The following is a 23,985-nucleotide window of genomic DNA, read 5'->3' as shown; positions in this document are numbered from 1 at the left end:
CACTCTCGGCTTCGCTCGAGCGGGGGGACCCCCATCGCCCTGCGGAACGCCTGCCCACAGCAGTAGTGGGCCGTCAGCCTCAGAAGCTCCAAGACAACGTGCTGTCCGCCGACATGAACGCCAGTAGGACCAGGAGGTCGGCGATTCCCAGGCCGAGGCCGAGGATGGCTCGGCCTCGGCGGGTGGTGCCGCGGTAGAGGGATGCCGAGGCGAGGGCGATGGAGATGGGGCCGAGGAAGATGTTCAGGGCCAGCAGGCCGACGAGGCCGAGGATGAACGACGCGACGGCCATGCCGTCGGCGTCACGGACGGTGCTCCGGCGCCGCGGGGCGGCGGTGGTGAGTTCCATGTGTCTGCTCCCAACAGGCAGTCGAACAGTCAGGGGGGCGTGGGTGGTTGAGGGCTTCGGCCGGTTGAGCTGATTCAGCTCGACGTCTCGCGGCGCCGGCCTTGGCGCTCGCGGACCGCGAAGACGGCCAGCCACACGCCGATGACGGCGGCGGCGACGAGGGTGAAGGACAGCGGGGCGTGGGCCACGGTGCCGAGCATGAGGCCCAGCAGCAGGAGCGCTGCGACGAGGAACAGCATGAGATGCCTCTCGTGGTGAGTCCGGCGAGCCGCCGTGTCCGCTCCGCACAGCTCCGTACGGGGGCGAATGTCCCCGGATGTTTCCGGGACCCGACAACTCGGTGAACGCTTGTGGTTACAGTTGTTCACTGACTCCTTAGTCTAGCGCGCCGTACGACTTTCCCATTACAGAGAACAGTTGTTAACTACATGGCATGAGTCACACCCTCGGCATCCGGCAGGCCCAGAAGCAGAAGACCCGACAGGCGTTCCTGGACGCCGCGTTGAGCCTGCTGGAGGAGCAGAGCCTCAGCAGTCTGGGTCTGCGCGAGGTCACCCGGGCCGTCGGCGTCGCCCCGACCGCCTTCTACCGGCACTTCCACTCGACCGCGGATCTCGGAGTCGCCCTGGTCGAGGAGGCGCTGGGCAGCCTGCACCCGATGATCGCCGGCACGGTGTCGGCCTCCGGCGACAGCGACGAACGCATAGACCGTGCCGTCGCCCTGATCGCCCGTCATGTGCGCGAGCACCCCGCGCACATCCGGTTCATCGCCCGTGAGCGCAACGGCGGCGTGCAGAAGGTCCGGTCGGCGATCGCGGAGCAGATGGCCCGGTTCGCCGACGAGGTGAAGGCCGAACTGGCCAAGCAGCCCGAGTCCGCCGGCTGGAGCGACGACGACCTGCTGATGCTCGCCGGCCTGTACGTCGACCAGATGCTGATGACCGCCAGTACGTTCCTGGAGGCCGCCCCCGAGGAACAGGACCAGGTCGCCCGGGTGGCCACCCGGCGGATGCGGCTGATCAGCATCGGCCGCCGTCACTGGCTGGGCTGACGCCCCGCGGCACGACTCGGCCCGCACGCGCGAGGGGCGCGTACGACAGTGCCGTACGCGCCCCTCGCGCCCTTCGCGCCCTTCACCACCGGCCGCGAGCGGGTCAGCCCTGGGCCTGCTGCCCCTGCCCCTGCTGGCCGCCGGTCCCGCAGCCTCCGCCCGGGCCGCCTCCCTGGCCCCCGCCGGGACCGCCACCCTGGCCCGGACCGCCACTCGCCGCCCCCGACGGCATCCCGGAGGGTGCGCCCGACGGGGCCTTCCCCGTGGCGGCACCCGACGGTGCCCCCGAGGGCGCTCCCGAAGACCCCCCGGACGGCGCTCCGCTCGGCATCCCCGACGGGGCACCGCTCGGCGCGCCCGACGGCGCCTGGCAACTCTGCTGCCCCGAGCCGCCGTTGCCGTTGCCATTGCCCGAGGACGACGAGGAGTCGCCGGAGCCGCAGGCCGTCAGCAGGAGCGGCGACAGCGCCAGCAGGGCGATGGCGGGGACGTGACGTACGCGCGTCATGCGGACAGGCTTCATGAGGGCAACTCCCGTTTGGATGAGCGGAATCTGAGAGCCGCATGCAACCAACCGTCCCTGGGCCCCGCTTGGGCCCGCGCTGTGGCCCGCCTGTGGCCGGCGCAAAGACCGCCTCAAAAAACCCGCCCTGACCTGCACTTACATCCGCTCGGCCCAACTCCCGCGCTGGTACAGGTCCGTGACAGAGGCCGGGAGGCAGCCGGCCGCGTACGGATCAGCCGAGCCGCACCCTCGCCAGCTGACGTGACTGGGCCACGAGTCGGTCCGCGCTGTCCCACACCTCGGCGTCCTCCTCCAGGAAGCCTCCGGCGAGGTTACGGGTGGTGATGGAGACGCGGAGGGGGCCCGGGGCCGGACGGCAGCGGACGTGCACGGTCAGCTCGACGGTCGGCACCCAGCCGGACAGGCCGAGTTCGAAGGCGGTCGGCGGCAGCGCGTCCACCGCGAGGAGCAGCGAGAGGGGGTCCGGGTCGCGGCCGTCGGCGAGGCCGAACCAGGACCGCATCTCGCCCTTGCCGGACGGCGATCCCAGGGCCCAGCCCAGGGTGGCGGGGTCGAGCTTGAGCATCAGCCGGTCGGCGATGGCGGAGCTGCCGGAGACGGGGGCGGGTCCGTCCTCGGGTCCGAAGCACTGGTCCATGGGCGGAATCGCGGGCGGGCGGGCCGTCGTACGGACGTCGTCGGGCAGGCTGTCGAGGTCCCCGTAGGAGGCGAGCACGCGGATCCGCTCGACCTCGCGGCCCTGGTCGTCGTACTGGAACAGGGACGCCTGGCCGGTGGAGAGGGTGCGGCCGGTGCGTACGACGTCGGTGCGGACGACCGCCGGGCCCGGCTGGGACGCGGTGAGGTAGTGCGCGGAGATCGTGAACGGGTCGGCGTGCGGCAGGGCGTCGGCGAGCGCGCGGCCGAGGACGGCGAGCAGGTAGCCGCCGTTGACGGCGCTGATGATCGTCCAGCCGGCGGACAGGTCGATGTCGTAGACGCCGGGTGCGCGACGGGTGACCGCGGTGTCGCGGTCGAACTCGCTGTCGCCGATCCTGGCCTTTACCGCGTGCACGGAAGCTGCTTCTGACATGCCTGAACGGTACAACAGTTGATTACTAAGCAGTAGCTTTTTCTGTTTCGATCACGTGAAACGCCCCGTGGCCCGCCTCACGCCGGTTCAGGCCCCTCACTCCCCCCCTCACTCCGCCACCTCGACCGCCGTCGAGCGCCGGTGCCACGCCCGGGGCGCGCGCCAGTGGTACCGCATCGCGAGCAGCCGCAGCACGAAGGCCGTGACGACGGCGAGCGCGGAGGTGAAGGTGTTCAGGGCGTCGTAGCGGATGCACAGGGCGACCATCGCGCTGCCGACGATGGCGGGCACGGCGTAGAGGTCGCGGTCCCAGCGCAGCAGCGAGGGGACCTCGTTGGCGAGGACGTCCCGCAGTACACCGCCGCCGACCGCGGTCGCGAGTCCGAGGGTCGCCGAGGCGGTGAGGCCGAGTCCGTACTCGTACGCCTTCGTCGTGCCCGCGACGCAGAAGAGGCCGAGTCCGGCCGCGTCGAAGATGTTCACCCCGAGCTGGATCCGCTCCACCTCGGGGTGGAGGAAGAAGACCAGGAGGGCGGCGAGCAGCGGGGTGAGGAAGTAGCCCAGATCCGTGAAGGCCGCGGGCGGCACGGCTCCGATGACCAGGTCGCGGAACAGCCCGCCGCCCAGCGCGGTGACCTCGGCGAGGACGGCGATGCCGAAGACGTCGAAGTTCTTGCGGACGGCCAGCAGGGCACCGGAGATCGCGAAGACGAAGATGCCGACCAGGTCGAGTGTGTGCTGGACGGACGGGGTGAAGAGTTCCTGGATCACCCGAACATTCTCGCCCAGCACTGAGCCCCTGCCTTCCATTGCAAGGCAGGGGCTCGGTGATACTTACTACTCCTTGGCGGGAGCGTCACCCGCGGAGGCTTCGTCGGCCTCGGGAGCGGCCTCGCCGGCAGCGCCCTTCGCCGGTGCCTCCGTAGAGGCCGGAGCCTCCTTGGAAACCGCCGGGGACTCCTTGACGGCCGGCGTCTCCGTGACAGCCGCCACCTCGGCCGCGACCGCCGCCGACGTGGCCGCGGACTCCGCGAGCACCTCGTCGGCCACCAGCTCCGCCGCTTCCTTCGCGGCGGTCAGCAGCACGGTGTCCTGCGGGGCCTGGTCCTCGAAGTTCTCCGGGTGGTGGCAGGCCACCTGCTGACCGGGCTTCAGCTCCAGGAGCGGCGGCTCGGTGGTCGTGCAGATCTGCGTGGCCTTCCAGCACCGCGTGTGGAAGCGGCATCCGCTCGGCGGCGAGATCGGCGAGGGCACATCGCCCTTGAGCAGGATGCGCTCGCTCTTGGCCGACCTGCGCCGGGGGTCCGGGATCGGCACCGCCGACATCAGCGCCTTGGTGTACGGGTGCATCGGCGCCTTGTACAGCGACTCGCGGTCGGCCAGCTCGACGATCTTGCCGAGGTACATCACGGCGATACGGTCCGAGACATGGCGTACGACGGACAGGTCGTGCGCGATGATCACGTACGTGAGGCCCAGTTCCTGCTGGAGGTCGTCCAGCAGGTTCACCACCTGCGCCTGGATCGACACGTCGAGCGCGGAGACCGGCTCGTCCGCCACGACCATCTTCGGGTTGAGCGCGAGCGCGCGGGCGATGCCGATGCGCTGGCGCTGGCCGCCGGAGAACTCGTGCGGGTAGCGGTTGTAGTGCTCGGGGTTGAGACCGACCACCGACAGCAGCCGCTGGACCTCCTTCTTGATGCCGCCCTCGGGCGAGACGCCCTGGAGCTTGAAGGGGGCGCTGATGATCGTGCCGATCGTGTGGCGCGGGTTCAGCGACGAGTACGGGTCCTGGAAGATCATCTGGACGTCACGGCGCATCGGGCGCATGCCCGCGACGCTGAGGTGCGTGATGTCCTTGCCCTCGAACTCGACCTTGCCCGCCGTCGGTTCGAGCAGCCGAGTGATCAGCCGGCCCATGGTCGACTTGCCGCAGCCCGACTCGCCCACGACACCGAGCGTCTCGCCGGACTTGACCTCGAAGTCGATGCCGTCGACCGCCCGCACCGCGCCGACCTGCCGCTGGAGCAGGCCCTTGCGGATCGGGAAGTGCTTCTGCAGGCCGGTCACCTTCAGGAGCGTCTCGCCGGGGGCGGCGTCCTTGGTGAGCGTCGCCGTGCCGTCGCTCTGCGCGGGGATGGCCACGGGTTTGTCCTCTGCTTTGTCACTCACAGCTTCGGCGCAATCTCTTCGGTCCAGATCCGTTCCCGCTGCTCATGCGTCATGTGGCAGGCGGCCCAGTGCTGGCTGCCGACCTCGGTCAGCTCGGGGCGGACCGTGCGGGTGACGTTGTCCTTGGGGACGTCCGCGTACGAGCAGCGCGGGTTGAAGGCGCAGCCCGACGGGATGTTGATCAGCGAGGGCGGGGAGCCCTTGACCGGGATCAGCCGCTCGGTCTGCTCACGGTCCAGGCGCGGCATGGAGCCGAGCAGGCCCCAGGTGTAGGGGTGCCTGGGCTCGTAGAAGACCTTCTCGGCCGGGCCCCGCTCGATGCAACGGCCGCCGTACATCACCAGGATGTCGTCGGAGAGCTCGGCGACGACGCCCAGGTCGTGGGTGATGATGATGACCGCGGAGCCGAACTCCTGCTGCAGGTCCCGGATGAGGTCGAGGATCTGCGCCTGGACGGTCACGTCCAGGGCGGTCGTCGGCTCGTCGGCGATCAGCAGCTCGGGGTTGTTGACCAGCGACATCGCGATCATCGCGCGCTGGCGCATACCGCCGGAGAACTCGTGCGGATAGCTGTCCACCCGCTTGTCCGGCTGGGGGATGCCGACCCGGTCGAGCATCTCGATGGCGCGCCTGCGTGCCACCTTCTTGTCGACCTTGTGGTGGATCCGGTAGGCCTCCACGATCTGCTGGCCGATCGTGTAGTACGGGTGCAGCGCCGACAGCGGGTCCTGGAAGATCATCGCCATCTCGCGGCCACGCAGCTTGCGCACGTAGTCGGGGTCGGCGGAGAGCAGTTCCGTGCCGTCGAGCCAGATCTCGCCGGAGATCTGCGCCTTGCGCTTGCCGTACTGACCCGCGGTGTGCAGGCCCATGATGCCGAGCGAGGTCACCGACTTGCCGGAGCCCGACTCGCCCACGATGCCGAGGGTCTTGCCCTTCTCCAGCGTGAAGCTGAGCCCGTCGACGGACTTGACCAGGCCGTCGTCGGTCGGGAAGTGCACCTTCAGGTCGCGGACTTCGAGGAAGGCGGAGGGAGCGGGCGAGTCCTTGACGGGCTCGCCCACCGCGGCTCCGCTCTTGCTGAGTTCGGTCATGAGAGCCTCACGCGGGGGTCGATCACGGCGTACAGCAGGTCCACCAGGAGGTTCGCGACGATCACCGCGAGCGAGGTGATCAGCGTGACGCCCAGGATGACGGGCAGGTCCTTGTCGCTGATCGCCTTGAGAACCGCCTGCCCGAGGCCGGGAAGGCTGAACGTGGTCTCGGTGAGGATCGCGCCGCCGATCAGGGCGCCGAGGTCCATGCCGAGCATGGTGAGGATCGGCGTCATGGTGGACCGCATCGCGTGCTTGCCGATGACGACGGGTTCGGTCAGGCCCTTGGCGCGGGCCGTGCGGATGTAGTCCTCGCCCAGGACCTCCAGCATGGTGGCTCTGGTGATTCGGGCGTACATCGCCGCGTAGAGGAAGGCCAGCGTGACCCAGGGCAGGATCATGCCGCCGAACCAGCCGGTGAAGCTCTCCTCGATGGGTACGTACTGGGCGTCGATCCAGCCCAGTCCGTAACTGAAGATCGCGAGCGACAGCAGGCCGGTGAAGTAGATGGGGAGCGAGACGCCGCCGAGGGCGACGATCATCGCGCCACGGTCCCAGAGGGAACCGCGCTTGAGCGCGGAGAGCACGCCCGCCGCGACACCGAAGATCAGCCACAGGATGGCGGCACCGAGCGCGAGAGCCAGGGTCACTGGGAAGCGGTCGGTGAGTACCGGCCAGATGGCCTGCTCGTTGCGGAAGGAGTAGCCGAAGCAGGGGGCCGCGCAGTTCGTGACGTCGCCGCCGGCCGCGTAGGTGCGCCCGACGAAGAGGCCTTTGAAGAACTCCCAGACCTGGACGAAGATCGGGTCTGCCAGACCGAGCTTCTGCCGCACGGCCTCGATCGCCGCGGGGTCGGCCTGCTTGCCCACGAACATCGTGGCCGGGTCCACGCCCGCCCAGCGGGGGACGAGGAAGAAGATGCCGAAGACCACCAGAATGATGACCACCAGCATCACTGCGGCGGCGAAGAGCCGCCTGATGAGGTATGCGAGCACTGCTCTCGGCCCGGCGGCGGTGCCGCGGGCCACCGGAGGTCTTCCGGTGGCCCGCGGGTCACGCCGCGCCGGCCTTCACCTGCCTTTCGTGCCGTATGGCGGGTGCGCCGGTCGGTGTTACTTCTTCAGGCCGAGGTTCACGAAGTCGTACTGACCGCTGTAGTTGTCGGTCGTGTAGACGTTCGCGAGCCGGCTGGAGCGCCAGTTGATGAACTTCTCGAAGACGAAGGGCAGGTAGTACGCGCCCTCCGAGACCTTGTGGTTGATCTCCGTGGAGATCTCGACCTTCTTCGCCTCGTCGAGCTCCTTGACGTAGTCGTCGAAGAGACCGTCGATCGACTTGTCCTTGATCAGGGCGAAGTTGTTGTTGCCGCTCTCGAGGATGTACTTGCTGTCCCACAGCGGCATGCCGTAGCCCTGGACGGTCGGGAAGTCCGGGCCCCAGCCCATGATGATGATGCCGTAGCCCTTCTTCTTCACGTTGGCGGGGCTACCGATGATGCCGGTGGTCTGGGCACCGTCGAACTGGTCGATGTCGACGGTGATGCCGACCTTCTTCAGCGAGGCCTGGAGGGACTCGGCCGTGGCGACCTCGACCGGCTTGTTGTTACGGACCGCGATGGTGGTCTTGAAGCCGTTCGGCTGACCGCAGGCCTTGAGCTCTTCCTTGGCCTTGGCGACGTTGCCGTTCTTGTTCGTCGTGGCCGACTCGTACGGGTCGTACTTCTGACCCTCGGAACCGGGGACGGACGGCGGCAGCATGTTGGTGCCGATGTCGCCACCGGCGACCGGGCCACCACGAGCGGTCTGCAGCGACTCGTGGTCGGCGCCGTAGATCACGGCCTTGCGGCAGTGCTCGTTGTCGAACGGCTTGACGCTCTGCGGGAAGACCGCGTAGCGGATGTAGCCGGAGACCGGGTTGTCCAGGTTGGCCTTGTGCTGCTTCAGGGCGGTGGTGCGGCCCTGCGGGGACAGACCGGTCTGGCCGATGTCCAGGTCGTAGTCGCCGTTGATCAGACGCTGGTCCATGTCATTGGCGTTGGTGAACAGCGTCAGCGAGATCTTGTCCGGGTACGCCTTGCGGACCGGGTCCGAGGACTGCTTCCAGTTCTCGTTGCGGACCAGGACCAGCTTCTTGTTCGGCGTGTACGACTCGAACTTGTACGGGCCGGAGGAGAAGGGCTTCAGGCCGTACTTCGACTTGGTGTCCTTGTCCTGGCGGACCGGGGAGGCCGAGGTCAGGCCGAGGATGTCCTCGAAGTCCGAGTTGGCCTCGGGCAGCTTGAAGACGATGGTCTTGTCGTCCGGCGTCTCGATGGCCTTCAGACCGAGCTTGTCCTTGGACTTGTCCTTGTACGGACCCGGGTACTCACCCTTGGGGTCGAGGACGTCCTTCAGGTAGACCGGACCGCCGGACAGGACGTCCTGCGCCCAGACGCGCTCGATGCCGTACTTGACGTCCTTGGAGGTGATGGGCTTGCCATCCTCCCAGGTGACCCCGTCACGCAGCGTGTACGTGTAGGTCTTGCCGTCGTCGGAGATCTTCGCCGTGCTGGTGGCGAGGTCGGGGGTGACCTCGGCGCCCTTGGCACCGGGCTCCGCCTTGCCGGTCACCAGCGTGCGGCTGTAGTACCGCATGAAGTTCCAGGCGAAGCCGTAGTAGCCGCGCGTGGTGTCCCACGAGTCGGCGTCCTGGGCGCCCGCGAACTTCAGCTCGCCGCCCTTCTTGACGAGGGAGGCCTGCGCGACCTTGTTGTTGGCTGCGTTGAAGCCGGCCGCGCCGTTCTTCGAGCCGCCGCCGTCGTCGTCGCTGCCGCCGCCGCCGCACGCCGCCGTGGACAGCAGCGCAGCGACCACGGCTGCGGCGGCCGCGGCCTGCTTGCGCCGCCCTGTGGTGCGTTGGGTACTCACTCGGATCCTCCGATATGTAGCGGCCCGTCGACAGATGACGGGGCCCTGGGGGTACGGCAGTTCAGCGGGAACCCTTCGGGTCGAGCGCATCGCGTACGCCGTCGCCGAAGAGGTTGAAGGAGAGCACGGTGATGAAGATCGCTACACCCGGGATCACCATGTACATAGGGTCCGAGTCGTAGTAGTCGATCGCGGAGGAGAGCATCTGTCCCCAGGAGGCGGTGGGCGGCTTGACGCCCACGCCCAGGAAGCTGAGCGCCGCCTCGGTGAGGATGTTGGTCGGGATCATCATCGTCGTGTACACGATGATGGGCGCGACGAGGTTGGGCAGCAGCTCCTTGAACAGGATGTAGAACCGCCCGGCCCCGAGGCTGCGCGCGGCCTCCACGTACTCGCGCTCACGCAGGGACAGCGTCTGACCGCGCACCACGCGTCCCACATAGGGCCAGCCGAAGAAGCCGATCACCAGGATCATGACGAACAGGCGCACGCCGGTACCCGTCAGACCCAGCATCTCGTTCGGCATGACCGAGACCAGCGCGATGATGAAGAGCAGCTGCGGGAAGGCCAGCAGGCCGTCCATCACGCGGCTGATGAGGGCGTCGACCCAGCCGCCGAAGTAGCCGGCGAGAACGCCGAGCACGGTACCGAGCACCACGGCCACCAGGGCCGACAGGAAGCCGACGAGCAGCGAGATGCGGGCGCCGTAGACGATCCGGGCGAAGATGTCGCGGCCGCTGACCGGTTCGACGCCGAGAAGGTGGTCTCCGCTGATTCCACCGAAGGACCCGGTGGGGGTCGAGAAGAGCGGATCGATCAGGTCCTCGTGGTGGGTCTCGGGGTCCTGCCCGACCAGGTTCGTGATCACGGGAGCGAGCAGCGCGATCGCGATCAGCACGAGAACGATGACGCCGCCCGTCAGGGCGAGCTTGTCCCGCTTCAGGCGCTCCCAGGCGATGCGGCCGAGGGAACGACCCTGTACCGCCTTCGCCTCGGCGGAGCCGGCTACGAGCGCCGCCTCCTCGGCCGCGCTCGGGGCGGCTTCGGCCGTCGGCTCGTGCAATGGTGCCGTCATCGTGGCAGGGACCCCTCTCAACCGGCGGTAGCCGGCCCACACTTGCCGCTGTAGCGGCGTGATCAGTCCGTCGAACACGGGGGATAAACCCCCTGGACCGGGAGTCTTCAACGCCTCGGCGATCTGTTGCCAGACCTGACGGTGAATGGATGCGCAAACGTGATGCTGTCAGGAGGGTTCCGTTATCCGAACGCCGGGTAACGGGGGTCGGACGCGGGAGTTTTGGTGCGAAAGGGGCCTCGCAGCCCATTTACCCGCGTAGATCGGGACATTCCACCCAGGGGTGGTGCGGGAGAGAGAGCCGATGCTCCACAGGTTGGACTCGACCGGACCCGGATCGTCTCAGGTGGTTCGCCCGGGTGCTTCGACCGGATCGTCTCAGGTGGTTCGATTCGTCTCAGTAGGTGCCCGGGAATCCGTATCCGCCGGCGGCCGGCGCCTGGGCGGGCGCCGCGTGGGCCTCACGATCGTAGAACGGCCGCGCGTTGATCCGCAGCCACAGGGCCACCGGGTCGTACTCGTCGGACATCGCGACCGTCGACACCGGCAGTCCGTCCGGCACCGCGCCGATGGACTGCTGCATCATCGCCCGCACCGAGTCCACGGCGGGCGGGCTGGTGTCGTACACATCGAGCCCGATGGCGAGGTACGGCGCCCCGAGCGCGGGCTGCACCCAGGCGCGGCGGAGCGATCTGACGGCGGTGGTCCGGTGCGCGTTCTGCGTGAGCAGGGCGTAGAACTGCGGGATCTCGATGCCCGGTTCGGACAGCCGCAGCGGGCCCGCGGGCTGCCGCTCCAGGCCGGTCGCGATACGGCGCAGATCCAGCCAGGGGATGCCGACACCGCCGCCCGGCGCGTGCGGGTTCAGCCAGAGGCCGTAGTGGTCGGGGTAGAGGGTGCGGGCCACGTCGAGCCCGTCGACCACCTCGTACGAACGGTTCCAGCCGCTCGCCGAGAGCTCCTGGGCGGAGGTCACACAGGGCGCGTAACCGAAGCCGCCGACCTCCATGTTCCCGTACTGGGCGTCGGGCGAGCCCGACTGGCCGTGCCAGAGCAGCATCCAGACCTGGCCGGACGACGGGGTCGCGAGGGCGCGCAGCAGCGCCTCGTAGGCGTCGTAACGCCCGGGCGTCACTTGGCGCAGCATGTGCTCGACCTGCCCGGCCGCGGCCGTGCCCGACGCGCTCACCTTCTACCGCCCCTTCGTGACATCCCTGACATACAGGTCCATTCGACGGGGCGCCGTGCTCGCTTGAACATGGCACCACCCCGACCGAGCCATGAAACCAGCTTAAGTGGCGATCCCGACAGCACCGTTGCGCTCCGCCGGGAAAGCTGTTGAGAGCTCGGGACTTTCCGTAATCCCCTGCCTGCGGGTCGTGTGCGGCCGGGCGCGCCTCAGTGGGCCACGGTGTAGAACGGCCGCACCTGGGCCCGTAGCCAGTCGCCCACCGGGTCCTGGGCCACGTCCAGGAAGACGAGGTTCACCGGGTGCGGCACCGGGACCCGGCCGAGGGCCCGGCCCAAGGCGTCCAGGGGGAGGGTGCGGGCGTCGTCGTGCCAGTGGGCCAGCTCGACGCCGACGAACATCACGGGGTCGGCGCCCTCGATGCTCGCCAGACAGCGGCGGGCGCTCAGGACCACACCGGTCGCGGCGAACTCCGCGGAGGCGGCGGCCAGGAAGTCCACCGGGTCGTGCTGCCAGTCCGGCTGGAAGAGCCGCACCCGGCCGCCGCTCGCCGACCCGTCCAGCTCGGTGCGCCCGGCCCGGCACAGCTCGGCCACGGCGAGCGGCGGCACCGGCACCCCGACCGTGCCGTCCGGGTTCACCACGATGCCCACCTGCGGCGGCAGACCGCGCGCGAACTCGACGGCGGGCGCCACCGTGTACGACATGTGGTCGCCGACGACCTGGCGGAACTGCTGCTCCGAGGAGAAGACCGGCACGTACGCCTGGCCGCCGAGCTCGATCGTGGGCAGGTCGAGCGGGCCGCTGTGCGGGCCGCCGCCCTCGGGCAGCGGCACCCAGATGAAGCTGCGGCCCATGACCTCCACGATCCGGGCCCCCGCCGAAGGGGACGCCGCCGCACCGAGGGAGGCGGCCAGTACCTCCTCCAACTCGTTGCCGGGCCAGCCGACATGGGGGTGTGGGTGCGCTTGCACCGGAATGTCGTGTGCCGGGAAGTCCATCTCTCTACCGCCTGCTCGAACCGCCGTCTGCGGCTGTCGAGATTACGCGTACGCGCCCTCACCCGCCGCAGTCCGTCCGGTCACCGGGACCTCAGTCGCCGAAGTCGACCCGCCGCAGCACGTCCGCCGCCGCCCGGTCGATGAGCACCGCCGAACCGCAGCCCTCCGGCAGGTCGCCCTTCTCCACGGAACGCAGCAGCCGGCCGAACGCGCCGCGGTGCCGCGCGAACGCGTACCGAGAGACGCCGCGGCCGCGCTCGCGCTGGCCGTCCAGGGCCGTGCCCGGGTCCACGTCGAGCAGCAGCAGGTGCAGGGCGCCGCCGCGCCGCCGGGCGTCCCGGGCCAGCCAGCTGCGCACCCAGGCCTGTGTCCCGCAGTCGTGCACCACGACCCCCTCGCCGGACCTCAGGGCCCGGCGCAGGCCCGCGTAGTGCGCGGCGCGGACCAGGGGCCGGTAGACCGCGTACGGCAGGAAGCGGGCCAGGCGGCCGTCCCAGCGGTCGCGGGTGTCCTGGGAGTCGATGCGGCGGCCCGTCACCGCCCGGCGCATCAGGGTCGACTTGCCGCTGCCGGGCAGGCCCGTGACCACCACCAGGTCGGCCCTGCCGAAGCGCAGACCGTGCGGGCTGTGTCCCGCGCGCTCCCGCAGATCGCGGACGACGGGCGCCGGAAGCGGGCCGCACGCCTCCCCGGCCGGGGCAGTGGGCTGCTTGGGCAGCGCGATGGCCGCGCTCGTGGCGTACGCCGTGGTCCTGTTCACCCTGATCGTCCTCCCCATGGGGTCGGGAGACCCATCCCCGTCGAGTGTAAAGAGAAGGTAATGCGCTGGTCTCCTCATTTCTGTTCTCGTCCTGCCACAGCCCCGTCACAGATCGCTGTGGATGCCTGTGGACCCTGTGCGGACGCCGTGATGCCGGGCCGCGACGCCGTACACCGCCCCCTCGCGAAGAGTCCCCTGCCGCGCCGCTCCGATGCGTGCAATGATGTGCCCGCCAACTGCATACCGGCCGCTTGAATCCGCGCGGGAGAGTTCCGGACACGTTTTTTGCGTACGTGGTCCGGGCGCCGAAGGAGCAAGTCCCTCCCTTGAATCTCTCAGGCACCGTTACCGCGCGGGCGAGGCACATCTGAAAAGCGGGCCGTCCCCCTGTCACCAGGGCTTCGGCTCCACCCAAGGTGCAAGTCAGTGACCGTCCGCTCGACCGGTGGTCACGGCGAACCTCTCAGGTTCCGATGACAGATGGGGAGGAACGACCTCGCCGTCATGCCTTGGGAGCCCCACCGTGAGCAGTAACGCCCCCGTTGAACCGCGCCATACCGCGCTCGACGCCCTCCATCGTTCGCTCGGCGCGACGATGACCGATTTCGCCGGCTGGGACATGCCCCTGCGATACGGCTCCGAGCGCGACGAGCACCTCGCCGTACGGACGAGGGCCGGTCTCTTCGACCTCTCCCACATGGGCGAGATCACCGTCACCGGACCCCAGGCCGCCGCGCTGCTCGACTTCGCGCTGGTCGGCAACATCGGGGGCGTGAAGCCCGGCCGGGCCCGCTACACGATGATCTGCCGGGCCGACGGCGGCATCCTCGACGACCTGATCGTCTACCGGCTCGCCGAGACCACGTACATGGTCGTCGCCAACGCCTCCAACGCCCAGACCGTCCTGGACGCGCTCGTGGAGCGGGCCGCGGGCTTCGACGCCGAGGTCCGCGACGACCGTGACGCGTACGCCCTGCTCGCCATCCAGGGACCCGAGTCCCCCGGCATCCTCAAGTCCCTCACCGACGCCGACCTGGACGGCCTGAAGTACTACGCCGGCCTGCCCGGCACGGTCGCGGGCGTCCCGGCGCTGATCGCGCGCACCGGCTACACCGGCGAGGACGGCTTCGAGCTGTTCGTGGCCCCGGCCGACGCCGAGAAGCTGTGGCAGGCGCTGACCGACGCGGGCACCGCGGTCGGGCTCGTCCCCTGCGGCCTCTCCTGCCGGGACACCCTGCGCCTGGAGGCGGGCATGCCGCTGTACGGGCATGAGCTGAGCACCGCGCTCACCCCCTTCGACGCGGGGCTCGGACGGGTCGTGAAGTTCGAGAAGGAGGGCGACTTCGTGGGGCGCGAGGCGCTGACCGAGGCCGCCGCCCGCGCCGAGTCGCAGCCCCCGCGCGTCCTCGTCGGCCTGATCGCCGAGGGCCGCCGCGTGCCGCGCGCCGGATACCCGGTCGTCGCCGACGGCAAGGTCGTCGGCGAGGTCACCTCCGGCGCACCCTCACCCACCCTGGGCAAGCCGATCGCGATGGCGTACGTCGACGCCGCGCACTCCGCACCCGGCTCGCCCGGTGTCGGCGTGGACATCCGGGGCAGCCACGAGCCGTACGAGGTCGTGGCGCTGCCGTTCTACAAGCGCCAGAAGTAGACCCTGGTACGGCGAGCGCCGGACAGTGAACCCTGGTCCGCGAGCGTCATGAAGTGACCCTGAGCACATCCGCCCAGGTCACCCCCAGTCCCCCTGCATCAGCACTCCCCCGCGTACAGGAGAATTCAGGCCATGAGCAACCCCCAGCAGCTGCGCTACAGCAAGGAGCACGAGTGGCTGTCGGGCGCCGAGGACGGCGTCTCGACGGTCGGCATCACGGAGCACGCGGCCAACGCGCTCGGCGATGTGGTGTACGTCCAGCTCCCGGAGGTCGGTGACACGGTGACCGCGGGCGAGACCTGCGGCGAACTGGAGTCGACCAAGTCCGTGAGCGATCTGTACTCGCCCGTCTCCGGTGAGATCACCGAGATCAACCAGGACGTCGTGGACGACCCCGCGCTGGTGAACACCGCCCCGTTCGAGGGCGGCTGGCTGTTCAAGGTACGGGTCGCGGAGGAGCCGAAGGACCTGCTCTCCGCGGACGAGTACACCGAATTCTCCGGCAGCTAAGGACTCCTGACCGATGTCGCTTCTGAACCAGTCCCTCCACGAGCTCGACCCGGACATCGCCGCCGCCGTCGACGCCGAGCTCAACCGTCAGCAGTCCACCCTCGAAATGATCGCCTCGGAGAACTTCGCCCCGGTCGCCGTCATGGAGGCCCAGGGCTCGGTCCTCACCAACAAGTACGCCGAGGGCTACCCCGGCCGCCGCTACTACGGCGGCTGCGAGCACGTCGACGTCGCCGAGCAGATCGCCATCGACCGGGTCAAGGAGCTGTTCGGCGCCGAGTACGCCAACGTCCAGCCCCACTCGGGCGCCTCCGCCAACCAGGCCGCGCTCTTCGCGCTGGCCCAGCCCGGCGACACCATCCTCGGCCTGGACCTGGCCCACGGCGGCCACCTGACCCACGGGATGCGGCTCAACTTCTCCGGCAAGCAGTTCAACGTGGTCGCCTACCACGTGGACGAGGCCGGCCTGGTCGACATGGCCGAGGTCGAGCGGCTCGCCAAGGAGCACCGCCCGAAGGTGATCATCGCGGGCTGGTCGGCGTACCCGCGGCAGCTGGACTTCGCCGAGTTCCGCCGTATCGCGGACGAGGTCGAGGCCTACCTGTGGGTCGACATGGCGCACTTCGCGGGTCTGGTCGCGGCCGGTCTCCACCCGAACCCGGTGGAGCACGCGGACGTGGTCACCTCCACCACCCACAAGACGCTGGGCGGCCCCCGCGGCGGGATCATCCTCGCCAAGAAGGCCTTCGCGAAGAAGCTCAACTCGTCCGTCTTCCCGGGCTTCCAGGGCGGCCCCCTGGAGCACGTGATCGCGGCCAAGGCCGTCTCCTTCAAGGTCGCGGCCTCGGAGGACTTCAAGGAGCGCCAGCGCCGTACGGTCGAGGGCGCGCAGATCCTCGCCGAGCGGCTCACCGCGCCCGACGCGCGCGCGGCCGGCGTGAACGTCCTCTCCGGCGGTACGGACGTCCACCTGATCCTGGTCGACCTGCGCGACTCGGAGCTGGACGGCCAGCAGGCCGAGGACCGTCTCCACGAGGTCGGCATCACGGTCAACCGCAACGCCGTCCCGAACGACCCGCGCCCGCCCATGGTCACCTCCGGCCTGCGGATCGGCACGCCCGCCCTCGCCACCCGCGGCTTCACCGCCGAGGACTTCGCCGAGGTCGCGGACGTCATCGCCGAGGCGCTGAAGGCCCCCGCGACCTTCGGGGAGGCCGACGCGCAGGCACTGAAGGCCCGGGTGTCCGCACTGGCCGAGAAGCACCCGCTGTACCCCGGTCTGGGCCAGTAGTCCCGTTTCACCGGGGCACCGCGCACACTGGAAGGTGTGCGTGGTGCCCCGACCGCCCGACACCCACCACCACCGCTCTGGTCGCAGCGCTTCGCTTCGCGCCTTTCGTTCTTCCGCACCACCCCCGCTTTGAGGAGTTCCCGTGGCCATCTCGGTCTTCGACCTGTTCTCGATCGGCATCGGCCCGTCCAGCTCCCACACGGTCGGCCCGATGCGTGCCGCGCGGATGTTCGCCCGCCGGCTGCGCACCGAGGACGTCCTGTCCTCGGTGACCTCGGTGCGCGCCGAGCTGTACGGCTCACTGGGCGCGACCGGCCACGGCCACGGCACCCCCAAGGCGGTGCTGCTCGGCCTGGAGGGCGCCTCACCGCGCACGGTGGACGTGGAGGGGGCCGACGAACGGGTGGAGGGCATCAAGTCCTCGGGGCGGATCAACCTGCTCGACGAGCACGAGATCGACTTCTCCTTCGACGACGATCTGGTCCTGCACCGCCGCAAGACGCTCCCGTACCACGCGAACGGCATGACGCTGTGGGCGCACGACGCCTCGGGCGCCGAGCTGCTGTCGAAGACGTACTACTCGGTCGGCGGCGGGTTCGTCGTCGACGAGGACGCGGTGGGCGCGGACCGCATCAAGCTGGACGACACGGTCCTCAAGTACCCCTTCCGCACGGGCGACGAGCTGCTGCGGCTCACCCGCGAGACGGGCCTGTCGATCTCCGCCCTGATGCTGGAGAACGAGCGGGCCTGGCGCACCGAGGACGAGATCCGCGAGGGGCTCATCGCCATCTGGCGGGTGATGCAGGCGTGCGTCTCGCGCGGCATGTCCCGCGAGGGCATCCTGCCCGGCGGCCTCAAGGTGCGCCGTCGCGCGGCCATGTCGGCCCGTCAACTGCGCGCCGAGGGCGATCCGTTGGCCCACGCGATGGAGTGGATCACGCTGTACGCGATGGCGGTGAACGAGGAGAACGCGGCGGGCGGGCGCGTCGTGACCGCCCCGACGAACGGCGCGGCCGGCATCATCCCGGCGGTCCTGCACTACTACATCAACTTCGTGCCCGGCGCCGACGAGGAGGGCGTGGTCCGCTTCATGCTCGCGGCCGGCGCGATCGGCATGCTCTTCAAGGAGAACGCGTCGATCTCCGGCGCCGAGGTCGGCTGCCAGGGCGAGGTCGGCTCTGCCTGCTCGATGGCGGCGGGCGCGCTGGCCGAGGTCCTCGGCGGCTCCCCCGAACAGGTCGAGAACGCCGCGGAGATCGGCATGGAGCACAACCTCGGCCTCACCTGCGACCCGGTCGGCGGCCTCGTCCAGATCCCCTGCATCGAACGCAACGGCATGGCCGCGGTCAAGGCCGTCACGGCGGCCAGGATGGCCATGCGCGGCGACGGCTCCCACAAGGTGTCCCTCGACAAGGTCATCAAGACGATGAAGGAAACGGGCGCGGACATGAGCGTCAAGTACAAGGAGACGGCCCGCGGCGGGCTCGCGGTGAACATCATCGAGTGCTGAGGATGGGACGGGCGAAGTGGGGGAAGAGCAAAGGAAGTTGCCCCCCACAGGCAACACCTGCACCCGCCCCCCACCGCACGGAGGAACCACATGCTGCGCGGCATCGACGTCAGCGGCTACCAGTCGTCCACGTACAGCACCGAAGGCGTGTCCTTCGTCTTCGTCAAGGCCACCGAGGGCCGCACGTACGTCAACCCGAAGCTGAGCGCACAGACGAAGCGGGCCCGTGACGCCGGCTGCGTCGTCGGCTTCTACCACTTCCTCTGGCCGGGCAACCTCACGGCCCAGGCCGAGTACTTCGTCAGCAAGGCCCCCGAAAAAGCCGGCGACATCCTCGCCGTCGACTGGGAAACAACAGGCGACGGCACCCACGCGACCAACGCCGAAAAGGACCGCTTCATCCGCAAGGTGAAGGAACTCCGGCCGAACAACCGGGTCGTGCTCTATTGCAACCGGAATTACTGGCTGAATGTCGACACGACCTCGTATGCCGGTGACGGTCTCTGGATCGCCGACTACGTGACCGCGGGCAAGCCACGCATCCAGGCGAAGTGGCGCTTCCACCAGTACACGGACGACCCGCTGGACAAGAACGTGGCACAGTTCGACACCCTCGCCGACCTGCGGGAATGGGCGACACCGTAGGCTGCCGGGCATGGGTGGGACAGTGGCTGCGGTCAGCAGCAGCGGTAAGTATTCGTTCTCCAAGCCGAATCGGGACGGCATTACGTTGCTTGCCGGGCTCGGGGTGGAGGGGGATGTGCATGCCGGGGTGACGGTGAAGCATCGGTTCCGGATGGAGAAGGATCCTTCTCAGGTGAATCTGCGGCAGGTGCACCTCATTCATGAGGAGTTGTTCGACGAGGTGCGGGAGGCCGGGTTCGAGGTCGCGGCCGGGGAGCTCGGGGAGAACGTCACCACCCGGGGGATCGACCTGCTCGGGCTGCCGACCGGGACCCGGTTGCGGGTCGGGGACGAGGCCGTCGTGGAGGTCACCGGGCTGCGGAATCCCTGTGCGCAGATCGACGGCTTCCAGAAGGGGCTGATGAAGCAGGTCGTCGGGCGGGACGAGGACGGGACCGTCCGGTTCCGGGCCGGGATCATGAGTGTCGTCGTCACGGGTGGGGTGGTGCGGCCCGGTGACCCGGTCGAGGTCGAGTTGCCGGACGGGCCGCACGTGCCCCTGCAGATCGTCTGAGCGCGGGCTCCGGAGCGCTGCCGTCGTAGCCCTACGCCCGGAAGGAAGTCCGCCGAGCGCTGCCGCCGGGGCCCTACGCCCGGAAGTCCGCCGAGCGTTCCCGCGGTGCCTCCGACAGGGCCTTCGTCACCGCGTCCACGCCTTCCTGGAGGCCGTAGACCGGGGTGCCGGGCTGCTGGCGCCAGGAGTCGTCGAGGGTGCCCGCGTCGACCGTGTCGAAGCCGAGTTCGTCAATGAGGTCGCGGACGACCTGCTTGGCGGACGCGTCGTCGGCGGCCACCGGGAGGGCCATGCGGTCCGGGGCGCCGGCCGGGCGGTGGCGGTCGAGTAGGTCCTGGGCGTACGTGCCGTTGAAGGCCTTGACGACCGTGTGGCCGAGCTGCTGGGCCGTCCAGCGGCTCTCCGTCAAGCCCTCGTCCTCGATCCCGGCGATCTTGCCGTCCCGCTGCCGCGGGTAGTAGTTGCCGGTGTCGACGACGACGGCTCCGTCGGCGGCCTCGTCGAAGAGCCCGGACGGCAGGTTCGGGACCACCTTCAGGGGGACCGTGACGACGACGAGCTCGGCGCCGCGTGCCGCCTCCTCGACCGGGACGGGCGTCGCGCCGGTCTCCTCGGCCAGTGCCGTGAGGGTCTCCGGACCCCGGGAGTTGGCGACGGAGACGTCATGGCCGAGGGCCGTGAGCCGCCGGGTGAGGTTGCCGCCGATGTTGCCCGCTCCGATGATGCCGATCTTCATGACTCGCGCGCCCTTCCGGGGGTCGATGACTCCGATGTGGAGCACCAACCTCCGGGGCAAGCGGGCTATTCCGGGCATCACCCGAAAGGCCGCAGAGCGTTTCGAACGGCCGGAAACCGCCGTCCCGGCCATCATCGCGTGGGACAGAGGTCGCGCACCGCACGACGCGAGGGGCGCCCCTGCCCGTCCGGCGGGAGCGCCCCTCGCGATGCTCGCGATCCTCGCGTTCGGCTACTTGTTCAGGTGGGACCAGAACTCGTCGAACGACAGCAGCTTGTCGCCGTTGAGGTCCTGGGAGGCGATCACGGCCTCGGCCACCGACTCGGTGACGTTCCAGTCGCCGCCCTGGGCCAGGGCCTTCTTGAACTCGGCGGCGGTGACGTAGCCGTCCCCGTCCACGTCGATGCGCTCGAACGCCTTGCGTGCTTCCTCGATGTCCGCCACCGGACCCGCCCCTTCTGATGTGCCGTACTTGCCGAGGTCAGATTAACTGCCCGACCGAGCGCGCAGCGCGGCGACCACCCACGCGAACGCCTCCCGGTGCGTGGGCAGCGGCTCGGTGCCCCGTACGAGCGCCAGCAGTTCCCGGAAGCGGGCGGCCTCTGCCTGGCCCGCCGACACCATGCGGTCCAGTACGACGGTCCTGTCGGCGTCGCCGAGCACCTCGGTCAGGACCGTGGCGGCCTCCGGGGCGTCCGGCGCGATGCCCCGCTCCCGTGCCTCTCCGGCCAGCTGCACCAGGCGGCTCATCAACCACAGGGACGTACCGGCCGGCACGTCGGGCCCCCGGTCCGCGGCGTTGAACTCGACCATGCTCCGCATCCGCGCGCGGAAGCCCGTGTCCTGCATCAGCTCGGCGAGCTCGACCCACGCGTCCACCTGCTCGGTCCTGTGGTCGTCGGGCAGGTCGGGCACGCCGAAGCGCAGCCGGGTACGGATGTCGGGGTCCGCGGTGTCGAGGCCGTCGAAGGTCTCCGCCATGAAGTCGTCGACGATGTGCTTGCGCTCCGCGGCCGACAGCCGCGCCAGTCTGTTCATCAGGGTCGTCTCCTCCGCGGTCGAACCGCGTCGCGCCACGGTCGACAGCACCGCCCGGGTTACCTTCAGCGACCTGATCTGCGCGTCGAGGGCCGCCACATGCGTGGCCGCCACCTCCGCGACCGTCGTCTCACCGGCCACCACCCGGCGTACGTCGTCCAGGCCGAGGCCCAACTCCCGCAGCGTCCGGATGAGTTCGAGGCGGGCCACGGCCCCGGCGTCGTACAGCCGGTAGCCGCCCTCGGAGCGGGTCACGGGCGGCAGGGCGCCCGCGTCCGACCAGTAGCGGATGGTGCGCACCGGCAGTCCGGTGCTCCGGGAGAGCTGCCCGATGGTGAGCAGTCCGGTGCCGTCGTCGATCATGGGGTGGAGTCTGGGCCTTCCAGTGGGTGGAGACTCAAGGGACGGGCGAGGGACGGGCGAGGGACGGGCGAGAGAAGGGCGGCGCGGTGGCCGGCACTCTGCGGGACATTCTCGACGCGGCGGCGCGAGGAGTCTTCCCGCCTCCTGACGGCGGTACGACCGTCGTGCCGCAGCACGCCCACCGGGACGCCGGGGTCATCGCCTTCACCGCGCACTCCGTCGTCTTCACCGACGAGGGGGAGGGCTGGGTGCGCGAAACACTGGCCGCCGCCGACTGCGATCCGCTCGCCGCGACCATGAACCCGCGGTTCCTGTCGGCATTCATGGAACGTACGGGGCGTACGACGGACACGATCGACCTGCTGACGGTCGCCGCGCCGCTGCCGGGCCCGCCGCCGCTGAGGCTGACGGAACTCGACGATCCCGGCCATCCCCGGGTCGCCCGGGCCCGCGAGCGCCGGGACGACGTGCGGGTGTGGGCCGCCGACGGGGGCGTACTCGTCCTGGGGCGCGGGGTCGCGGGTCGGCCGGAGGCCGCGATCGAGGTGGCCGAGGGAGTACGGCACCGGGGGCTGGGGCGCGCGCTCGCGGTGGCCGCCCGGCATCTGAGCGGGGGCGAGCCGGTCTGGGCGCAGCAGGCCGCCGGGAACGCCCGCAGCGTGCGGGCCTTCCAGGCGGCCGGGTTCCGCCCGGTCGGGGCGGAGGCGCTGTTGATCGCCCGCTAGGGCGGGGGCGGCGGGCCGGTTTGAGGCGCTTGGGGCGCTTGGGGCGGGCCGGGACTCAGTAGCCGTGCCCCGTGCTCGGGTTCAGTGCCAGGGCTCGTAGTGCGGGTTGCTCTCGCAGTCGCTCATGATCTCGGTCTTGGTCTTCTTGTCGACCGGGCAGACGCCGATGATGTACTTCCGCTCGATGCCTCCGGGGAAGGCGACCTCGACCTGGTCGGCCCACTTGTGGGTGTCGCCGATGGTCTTGTTGACGTCCACGCCGCCGGGGGCGTCGATGTAGTAGTTGAAGCCGCTCTTCCACCACGTCTTGTAGAGGTCGTGGTCGTACGTCGTGGAGACGTACGGGGAGGGCTGGTTGACCAGGACGTACTGCTCGATGTCGTACTGGCCGTTGAGGACGTCCTTCGGGTGGAGGCCCTGCTCGAAGACGACCGAGGGGCCGCGGCCGTCGCTGCGGTAGAGCGTGCCGCAGGTCTTGCGCCAGACGGGCTCGGGCGTGATGCGGCCGACGTCCACGCGGCGGTCCGCGGCGGCGTGGACGGGGTCGGCGAACTGGGGACAGGTGGGGGCGGCGGCCTTCGTGGCGAAGGCCGTGGGTGCCTTCGTCGTGGTGTCGGCGGGGAGCGTCGCTGCGGACGTCGCGAAGACGGCCGAGAGGGACAGGACGACGGCAGCGGCCCGGCGCCGCAGGCGAGTTGTGATCATGAGGAGCACGATCTCGGTTCTGCGGGGGCGGGCCGTGGATCTTCACTCGTACGGCGGCGTGCCGTCGACGGGCGTTGCCTCGGCCTTCTCAGCGGGCGGGGGCACGCGCACCATTTTCGCTCTCGTGCGGATTTCGCCCCCGCCGCCCCTACCCATTCCCGTCCCTTACTCAGGGGCTCCGCCCCCGAACCCCCGCCAAAAGATTGCGCAGTTCCCCGCGCCCCTGAATAGGGGCGCGGGGAACTGCGCAATCTTTTAGGGGCGCGAGGAACTGCGCAGCCCAGCCACGACCAACCCGCACACATCCCATCCCGATCACCCCACCCACCCAGCGGGGGCCCGGGGCGCAGCCCCCAGAAAGGGACGGGAATGGGTAGGGGCGGCGGGGGCGAAAAACCCCTACCGGTCCGCCACCCTCATTTCGAACCATGTCGTCTTGCCGCGAGGCAGGAGATCCACGCCCCAGCGGTCGGAGAGTTTGTCGACGAGGAAGAGGCCTCGGCCGCTCACGTCCATTTCCTGGACCGGCATGAGGCAGGGGAGCCCACGGGAGGGGTCCCGGACCTCGACCCGGATCCAGCCCCGGCGGCGCCGCATACGGAGCCCGAACACCCGCGCACCGGTGTGCCGCACGGCGTTGCCCACCAGCTCCGAGACCAGTAGGACCGCGTCCTCGGTCATCTTCGGCGAGAGCCCCCAGTGGCGCAGAACCACGACCTGGGTCAGCCGGCGCGCGGCGGCGGCGGACTCGGGCCGGGAAGGCAACGGCACCTCCCCCTCGGTCGGATTGCCGAACAACTCCAGCGCCTTGAGCGCGTGTTCGTCCTCGACCGCGGGCGACCAGCGCGCCGCGGTCGCACTCCCGTGCCGCCGCGGCTGTTCGATACCCTCCAGCCCCGCCATGCCCCCATCATGGCCGCCCAGAGGCCCCGTTGGGGGCGTTCCGGAGGAATACGCCCCCCGGAACCCCCCATTCCGCACGATTCGATCGGCATATGCCGTTGGCAGTTCGGAGGCGACCGCAGCCCGTCTGGCCTGCGAGAACAGTCCCGTTCGGGGCAAT

Annotated in this window: 26 protein-coding genes and 1 riboswitch; of the genes, 9 read left to right on the top strand and 17 right to left on the bottom strand. The window is 69.8% G+C overall.

Annotated features, from left to right (window positions below; all coding sequences use genetic code 11):
* Nucleotides 1–79: 79 nt before the first annotated feature.
* Both ACN20J_RS33620 and ACN20J_RS33615 read right to left on the bottom strand, forming a co-directional pair.
* Complete coding sequence (locus ACN20J_RS33620; protein WP_189843671.1) at nucleotides 80–349, bottom strand: DUF4190 domain-containing protein; 270 nt, start codon at nucleotides 347–349, stop codon at nucleotides 80–82.
* Nucleotides 350–423: 74 nt separating this feature from the next.
* Nucleotides 424–588, bottom strand: a complete 165-nt coding sequence (locus tag ACN20J_RS33615; RefSeq protein WP_419667453.1) for a hypothetical protein — start codon at nucleotides 586–588, stop codon at nucleotides 424–426.
* Between the two features lie 194 nt (nucleotides 589–782).
* On the opposite strand from ACN20J_RS33615, the gene ACN20J_RS33610 reads away from it, so the two are divergent.
* A complete protein-coding gene (locus tag ACN20J_RS33610) occupies nucleotides 783–1,400 on the top strand; it encodes a TetR family transcriptional regulator (protein ID WP_190232232.1) in 618 nt (205 codons plus the stop codon).
* A 263-nt stretch (nucleotides 1,401–1,663) separates the two neighbouring features.
* Nucleotides 1,664–1,894, top strand: coding sequence for a hypothetical protein (locus ACN20J_RS33605; protein ID WP_361901363.1), 231 nt, complete (start codon nucleotides 1,664–1,666; stop codon nucleotides 1,892–1,894).
* 243 nt (nucleotides 1,895–2,137) lie between these two features.
* On the opposite strand, the gene ACN20J_RS33600 is transcribed toward ACN20J_RS33605, so the two are convergent.
* The 10 genes from ACN20J_RS33600 to ACN20J_RS33555 form a co-directional block, all read right to left on the bottom strand.
* On the bottom strand, nucleotides 2,138–2,998 hold the full coding sequence (locus ACN20J_RS33600) for a thioesterase family protein (RefSeq protein WP_190232230.1): 861 nt from the start codon (nucleotides 2,996–2,998) through the stop codon (nucleotides 2,138–2,140).
* Nucleotides 2,999–3,106: 108 nt separating this feature from the next.
* The gene (locus ACN20J_RS33595; protein WP_189843675.1) at nucleotides 3,107–3,769 is read right to left on the bottom strand and encodes a trimeric intracellular cation channel family protein; all 663 of its coding nucleotides are present in this window, start codon (nucleotides 3,767–3,769) and stop codon (nucleotides 3,107–3,109) included.
* 66 nt (nucleotides 3,770–3,835) lie between these two features.
* Nucleotides 3,836–5,143 (bottom strand): ABC transporter ATP-binding protein, encoded by a 1,308-nt coding sequence (locus ACN20J_RS33590; protein ID WP_419667452.1) that lies wholly within the window; start codon nucleotides 5,141–5,143, stop codon nucleotides 3,836–3,838.
* 23 nt (nucleotides 5,144–5,166) lie between these two features.
* Nucleotides 5,167–6,264 (bottom strand): ABC transporter ATP-binding protein, encoded by a 1,098-nt coding sequence (locus ACN20J_RS33585; RefSeq protein ID WP_189843677.1) that lies wholly within the window; start codon nucleotides 6,262–6,264, stop codon nucleotides 5,167–5,169.
* Entirely contained in the window at nucleotides 6,261–7,259 is a 999-nt protein-coding gene (locus tag ACN20J_RS33580; RefSeq protein WP_189843719.1) for an ABC transporter permease, read from the bottom strand. The genes ACN20J_RS33585 and ACN20J_RS33580 overlap by 4 nt, the downstream gene beginning before the upstream one ends.
* 117 nt (nucleotides 7,260–7,376) lie before the next feature.
* A complete protein-coding gene (locus ACN20J_RS33575) occupies nucleotides 7,377–9,170 on the bottom strand; it encodes an ABC transporter substrate-binding protein (protein WP_189843678.1) in 1,794 nt (597 codons plus the stop codon).
* Between the two features lie 61 nt (nucleotides 9,171–9,231).
* Nucleotides 9,232–10,245 (bottom strand): ABC transporter permease, encoded by a 1,014-nt coding sequence (locus ACN20J_RS33570; RefSeq protein WP_189843679.1) that lies wholly within the window; start codon nucleotides 10,243–10,245, stop codon nucleotides 9,232–9,234.
* 397 nt (nucleotides 10,246–10,642) lie between these two features.
* Nucleotides 10,643–11,434 (bottom strand): enhanced serine sensitivity protein SseB C-terminal domain-containing protein, encoded by a 792-nt coding sequence (locus ACN20J_RS33565; RefSeq protein WP_189843680.1) that lies wholly within the window; start codon nucleotides 11,432–11,434, stop codon nucleotides 10,643–10,645.
* Nucleotides 11,435–11,643: 209 nt separating this feature from the next.
* Complete coding sequence (locus tag ACN20J_RS33560; RefSeq protein ID WP_189843681.1) at nucleotides 11,644–12,435, bottom strand: enhanced serine sensitivity protein SseB; 792 nt, start codon at nucleotides 12,433–12,435, stop codon at nucleotides 11,644–11,646.
* A 91-nt stretch (nucleotides 12,436–12,526) separates the two neighbouring features.
* On the bottom strand, nucleotides 12,527–13,213 hold the full coding sequence (locus tag ACN20J_RS33555; protein WP_419667451.1) for an AAA family ATPase: 687 nt from the start codon (nucleotides 13,211–13,213) through the stop codon (nucleotides 12,527–12,529).
* Nucleotides 13,214–13,447: 234 nt separating this feature from the next.
* A riboswitch (glycine riboswitch) is annotated at nucleotides 13,448–13,556 on the top strand.
* Between the two features lie 162 nt (nucleotides 13,557–13,718).
* Between ACN20J_RS33555 and gcvT the strand changes: the two genes are divergently transcribed.
* The 6 genes from gcvT to ACN20J_RS33525 all read left to right on the top strand — a co-directional run bounded on the left by gcvT (nucleotide 13,719) and on the right by ACN20J_RS33525 (nucleotide 19,355).
* Entirely contained in the window at nucleotides 13,719–14,846 is a 1,128-nt protein-coding gene (gcvT, locus tag ACN20J_RS33550; RefSeq protein WP_361920671.1) for a glycine cleavage system aminomethyltransferase GcvT, read from the top strand.
* A gap of 132 nt (nucleotides 14,847–14,978) precedes the next feature.
* A complete protein-coding gene (gcvH, locus tag ACN20J_RS33545) occupies nucleotides 14,979–15,356 on the top strand; it encodes a glycine cleavage system protein GcvH (protein WP_143640549.1) in 378 nt (125 codons plus the stop codon).
* A 13-nt stretch (nucleotides 15,357–15,369) separates the two neighbouring features.
* Nucleotides 15,370–16,647, top strand: a complete 1,278-nt coding sequence (gene glyA / locus ACN20J_RS33540) for a serine hydroxymethyltransferase (protein ID WP_419667450.1) — start codon at nucleotides 15,370–15,372, stop codon at nucleotides 16,645–16,647.
* A 142-nt stretch (nucleotides 16,648–16,789) separates the two neighbouring features.
* Nucleotides 16,790–18,157, top strand: coding sequence for an L-serine ammonia-lyase (locus tag ACN20J_RS33535; RefSeq protein WP_190232227.1), 1,368 nt, complete (start codon nucleotides 16,790–16,792; stop codon nucleotides 18,155–18,157).
* A 90-nt stretch (nucleotides 18,158–18,247) separates the two neighbouring features.
* On the top strand, nucleotides 18,248–18,802 hold the full coding sequence (locus ACN20J_RS33530) for a glycoside hydrolase family 25 protein (RefSeq protein ID WP_361920673.1): 555 nt from the start codon (nucleotides 18,248–18,250) through the stop codon (nucleotides 18,800–18,802).
* 10 nt (nucleotides 18,803–18,812) lie between these two features.
* Nucleotides 18,813–19,355: an MOSC domain-containing protein gene (locus tag ACN20J_RS33525; RefSeq protein WP_362296299.1), complete on the top strand. Its 543-nt coding sequence runs from the start codon at nucleotides 18,813–18,815 to the stop codon at nucleotides 19,353–19,355.
* A gap of 73 nt (nucleotides 19,356–19,428) precedes the next feature.
* Here ACN20J_RS33525 and ACN20J_RS33520 read toward each other — a convergent pair whose 3' ends face one another.
* The 3 genes from ACN20J_RS33520 to ACN20J_RS33510 form a co-directional block, all read right to left on the bottom strand.
* Nucleotides 19,429–20,091, bottom strand: a complete 663-nt coding sequence (locus ACN20J_RS33520) for an NADPH-dependent F420 reductase (protein ID WP_419667449.1) — start codon at nucleotides 20,089–20,091, stop codon at nucleotides 19,429–19,431.
* 231 nt (nucleotides 20,092–20,322) lie between these two features.
* Nucleotides 20,323–20,535: an EF-hand domain-containing protein gene (locus ACN20J_RS33515; RefSeq protein ID WP_189843688.1), complete on the bottom strand. Its 213-nt coding sequence runs from the start codon at nucleotides 20,533–20,535 to the stop codon at nucleotides 20,323–20,325.
* A gap of 42 nt (nucleotides 20,536–20,577) precedes the next feature.
* Complete coding sequence (locus tag ACN20J_RS33510) at nucleotides 20,578–21,492, bottom strand: MerR family transcriptional regulator (RefSeq protein ID WP_419667448.1); 915 nt, start codon at nucleotides 21,490–21,492, stop codon at nucleotides 20,578–20,580.
* Nucleotides 21,493–21,578: 86 nt separating this feature from the next.
* Between ACN20J_RS33510 and ACN20J_RS33505 the strand changes: the two genes are divergently transcribed.
* Nucleotides 21,579–22,217: a GNAT family N-acetyltransferase gene (locus ACN20J_RS33505; protein ID WP_190232221.1), complete on the top strand. Its 639-nt coding sequence runs from the start codon at nucleotides 21,579–21,581 to the stop codon at nucleotides 22,215–22,217.
* 81 nt (nucleotides 22,218–22,298) lie between these two features.
* Here the strand turns inward: ACN20J_RS33505 and ACN20J_RS33500 are convergent, their stop codons facing one another.
* Nucleotides 22,299–22,922, bottom strand: a complete 624-nt coding sequence (locus ACN20J_RS33500) for an ADP-ribosyltransferase (RefSeq protein ID WP_419667447.1) — start codon at nucleotides 22,920–22,922, stop codon at nucleotides 22,299–22,301.
* Nucleotides 22,923–23,321: 399 nt separating this feature from the next.
* Nucleotides 23,322–23,930, bottom strand: coding sequence for an ATP-binding protein (locus tag ACN20J_RS33495; RefSeq protein WP_419669005.1), 609 nt, complete (start codon nucleotides 23,928–23,930; stop codon nucleotides 23,322–23,324).
* Nucleotides 23,931–23,985: the final 55 nt, after the last annotated feature.

Origin of the sequence: Streptomyces sp. 2-1, assembly GCF_048564895.1 — a bacterium.
Classification (GTDB): domain Bacteria; phylum Actinomycetota; class Actinomycetes; order Streptomycetales; family Streptomycetaceae; genus Streptomyces; species Streptomyces phaeochromogenes.
This window is presented reverse-complemented; position numbering and strand designations above follow the sequence as displayed.

What these genes read in the sequence shown, in the direction of transcription:
- ACN20J_RS33620 (WP_189843671.1), bottom strand. Translation starts at nt 349, where the DNA reads ATGGAACTCACCACCGCCGCCCCGCGGCGCCGGAGCACCGTCCGTGAC.
- ACN20J_RS33615 (WP_419667453.1), bottom strand. Translation starts at nt 588, where the DNA reads ATGCTGTTCCTCGTCGCAGCGCTCCTGCTGCTGGGCCTCATGCTCGGC.
- ACN20J_RS33610 (WP_190232232.1), top strand. Translation starts at nt 783, where the DNA reads ATGAGTCACACCCTCGGCATCCGGCAGGCCCAGAAGCAGAAGACCCGA.
- ACN20J_RS33600 (WP_190232230.1), bottom strand. Translation starts at nt 2,998, where the DNA reads ATGTCAGAAGCAGCTTCCGTGCACGCGGTAAAGGCCAGGATCGGCGAC.
- ACN20J_RS33585 (WP_189843677.1), bottom strand. Translation starts at nt 6,264, where the DNA reads ATGACCGAACTCAGCAAGAGCGGAGCCGCGGTGGGCGAGCCCGTCAAG.
- ACN20J_RS33570 (WP_189843679.1), bottom strand. Translation starts at nt 10,245, where the DNA reads ATGACGGCACCATTGCACGAGCCGACGGCCGAAGCCGCCCCGAGCGCG.
- ACN20J_RS33560 (WP_189843681.1), bottom strand. Translation starts at nt 12,435, where the DNA reads ATGGACTTCCCGGCACACGACATTCCGGTGCAAGCGCACCCACACCCC.
- ACN20J_RS33555 (WP_419667451.1), bottom strand. Translation starts at nt 13,213, where the DNA reads ATGGGGAGGACGATCAGGGTGAACAGGACCACGGCGTACGCCACGAGC.
- gcvH (WP_143640549.1), top strand. Translation starts at nt 14,979, where the DNA reads ATGAGCAACCCCCAGCAGCTGCGCTACAGCAAGGAGCACGAGTGGCTG.
- glyA (WP_419667450.1), top strand. Translation starts at nt 15,370, where the DNA reads ATGTCGCTTCTGAACCAGTCCCTCCACGAGCTCGACCCGGACATCGCC.
- ACN20J_RS33530 (WP_361920673.1), top strand. Translation starts at nt 18,248, where the DNA reads ATGCTGCGCGGCATCGACGTCAGCGGCTACCAGTCGTCCACGTACAGC.
- ACN20J_RS33525 (WP_362296299.1), top strand. Translation starts at nt 18,813, where the DNA reads ATGGGTGGGACAGTGGCTGCGGTCAGCAGCAGCGGTAAGTATTCGTTC.
- ACN20J_RS33520 (WP_419667449.1), bottom strand. Translation starts at nt 20,091, where the DNA reads ATGAAGATCGGCATCATCGGAGCGGGCAACATCGGCGGCAACCTCACC.
- ACN20J_RS33510 (WP_419667448.1), bottom strand. Translation starts at nt 21,492, where the DNA reads ATGATCGACGACGGCACCGGACTGCTCACCATCGGGCAGCTCTCCCGG.
- ACN20J_RS33500 (WP_419667447.1), bottom strand. Translation starts at nt 22,922, where the DNA reads ATGATCACAACTCGCCTGCGGCGCCGGGCCGCTGCCGTCGTCCTGTCC.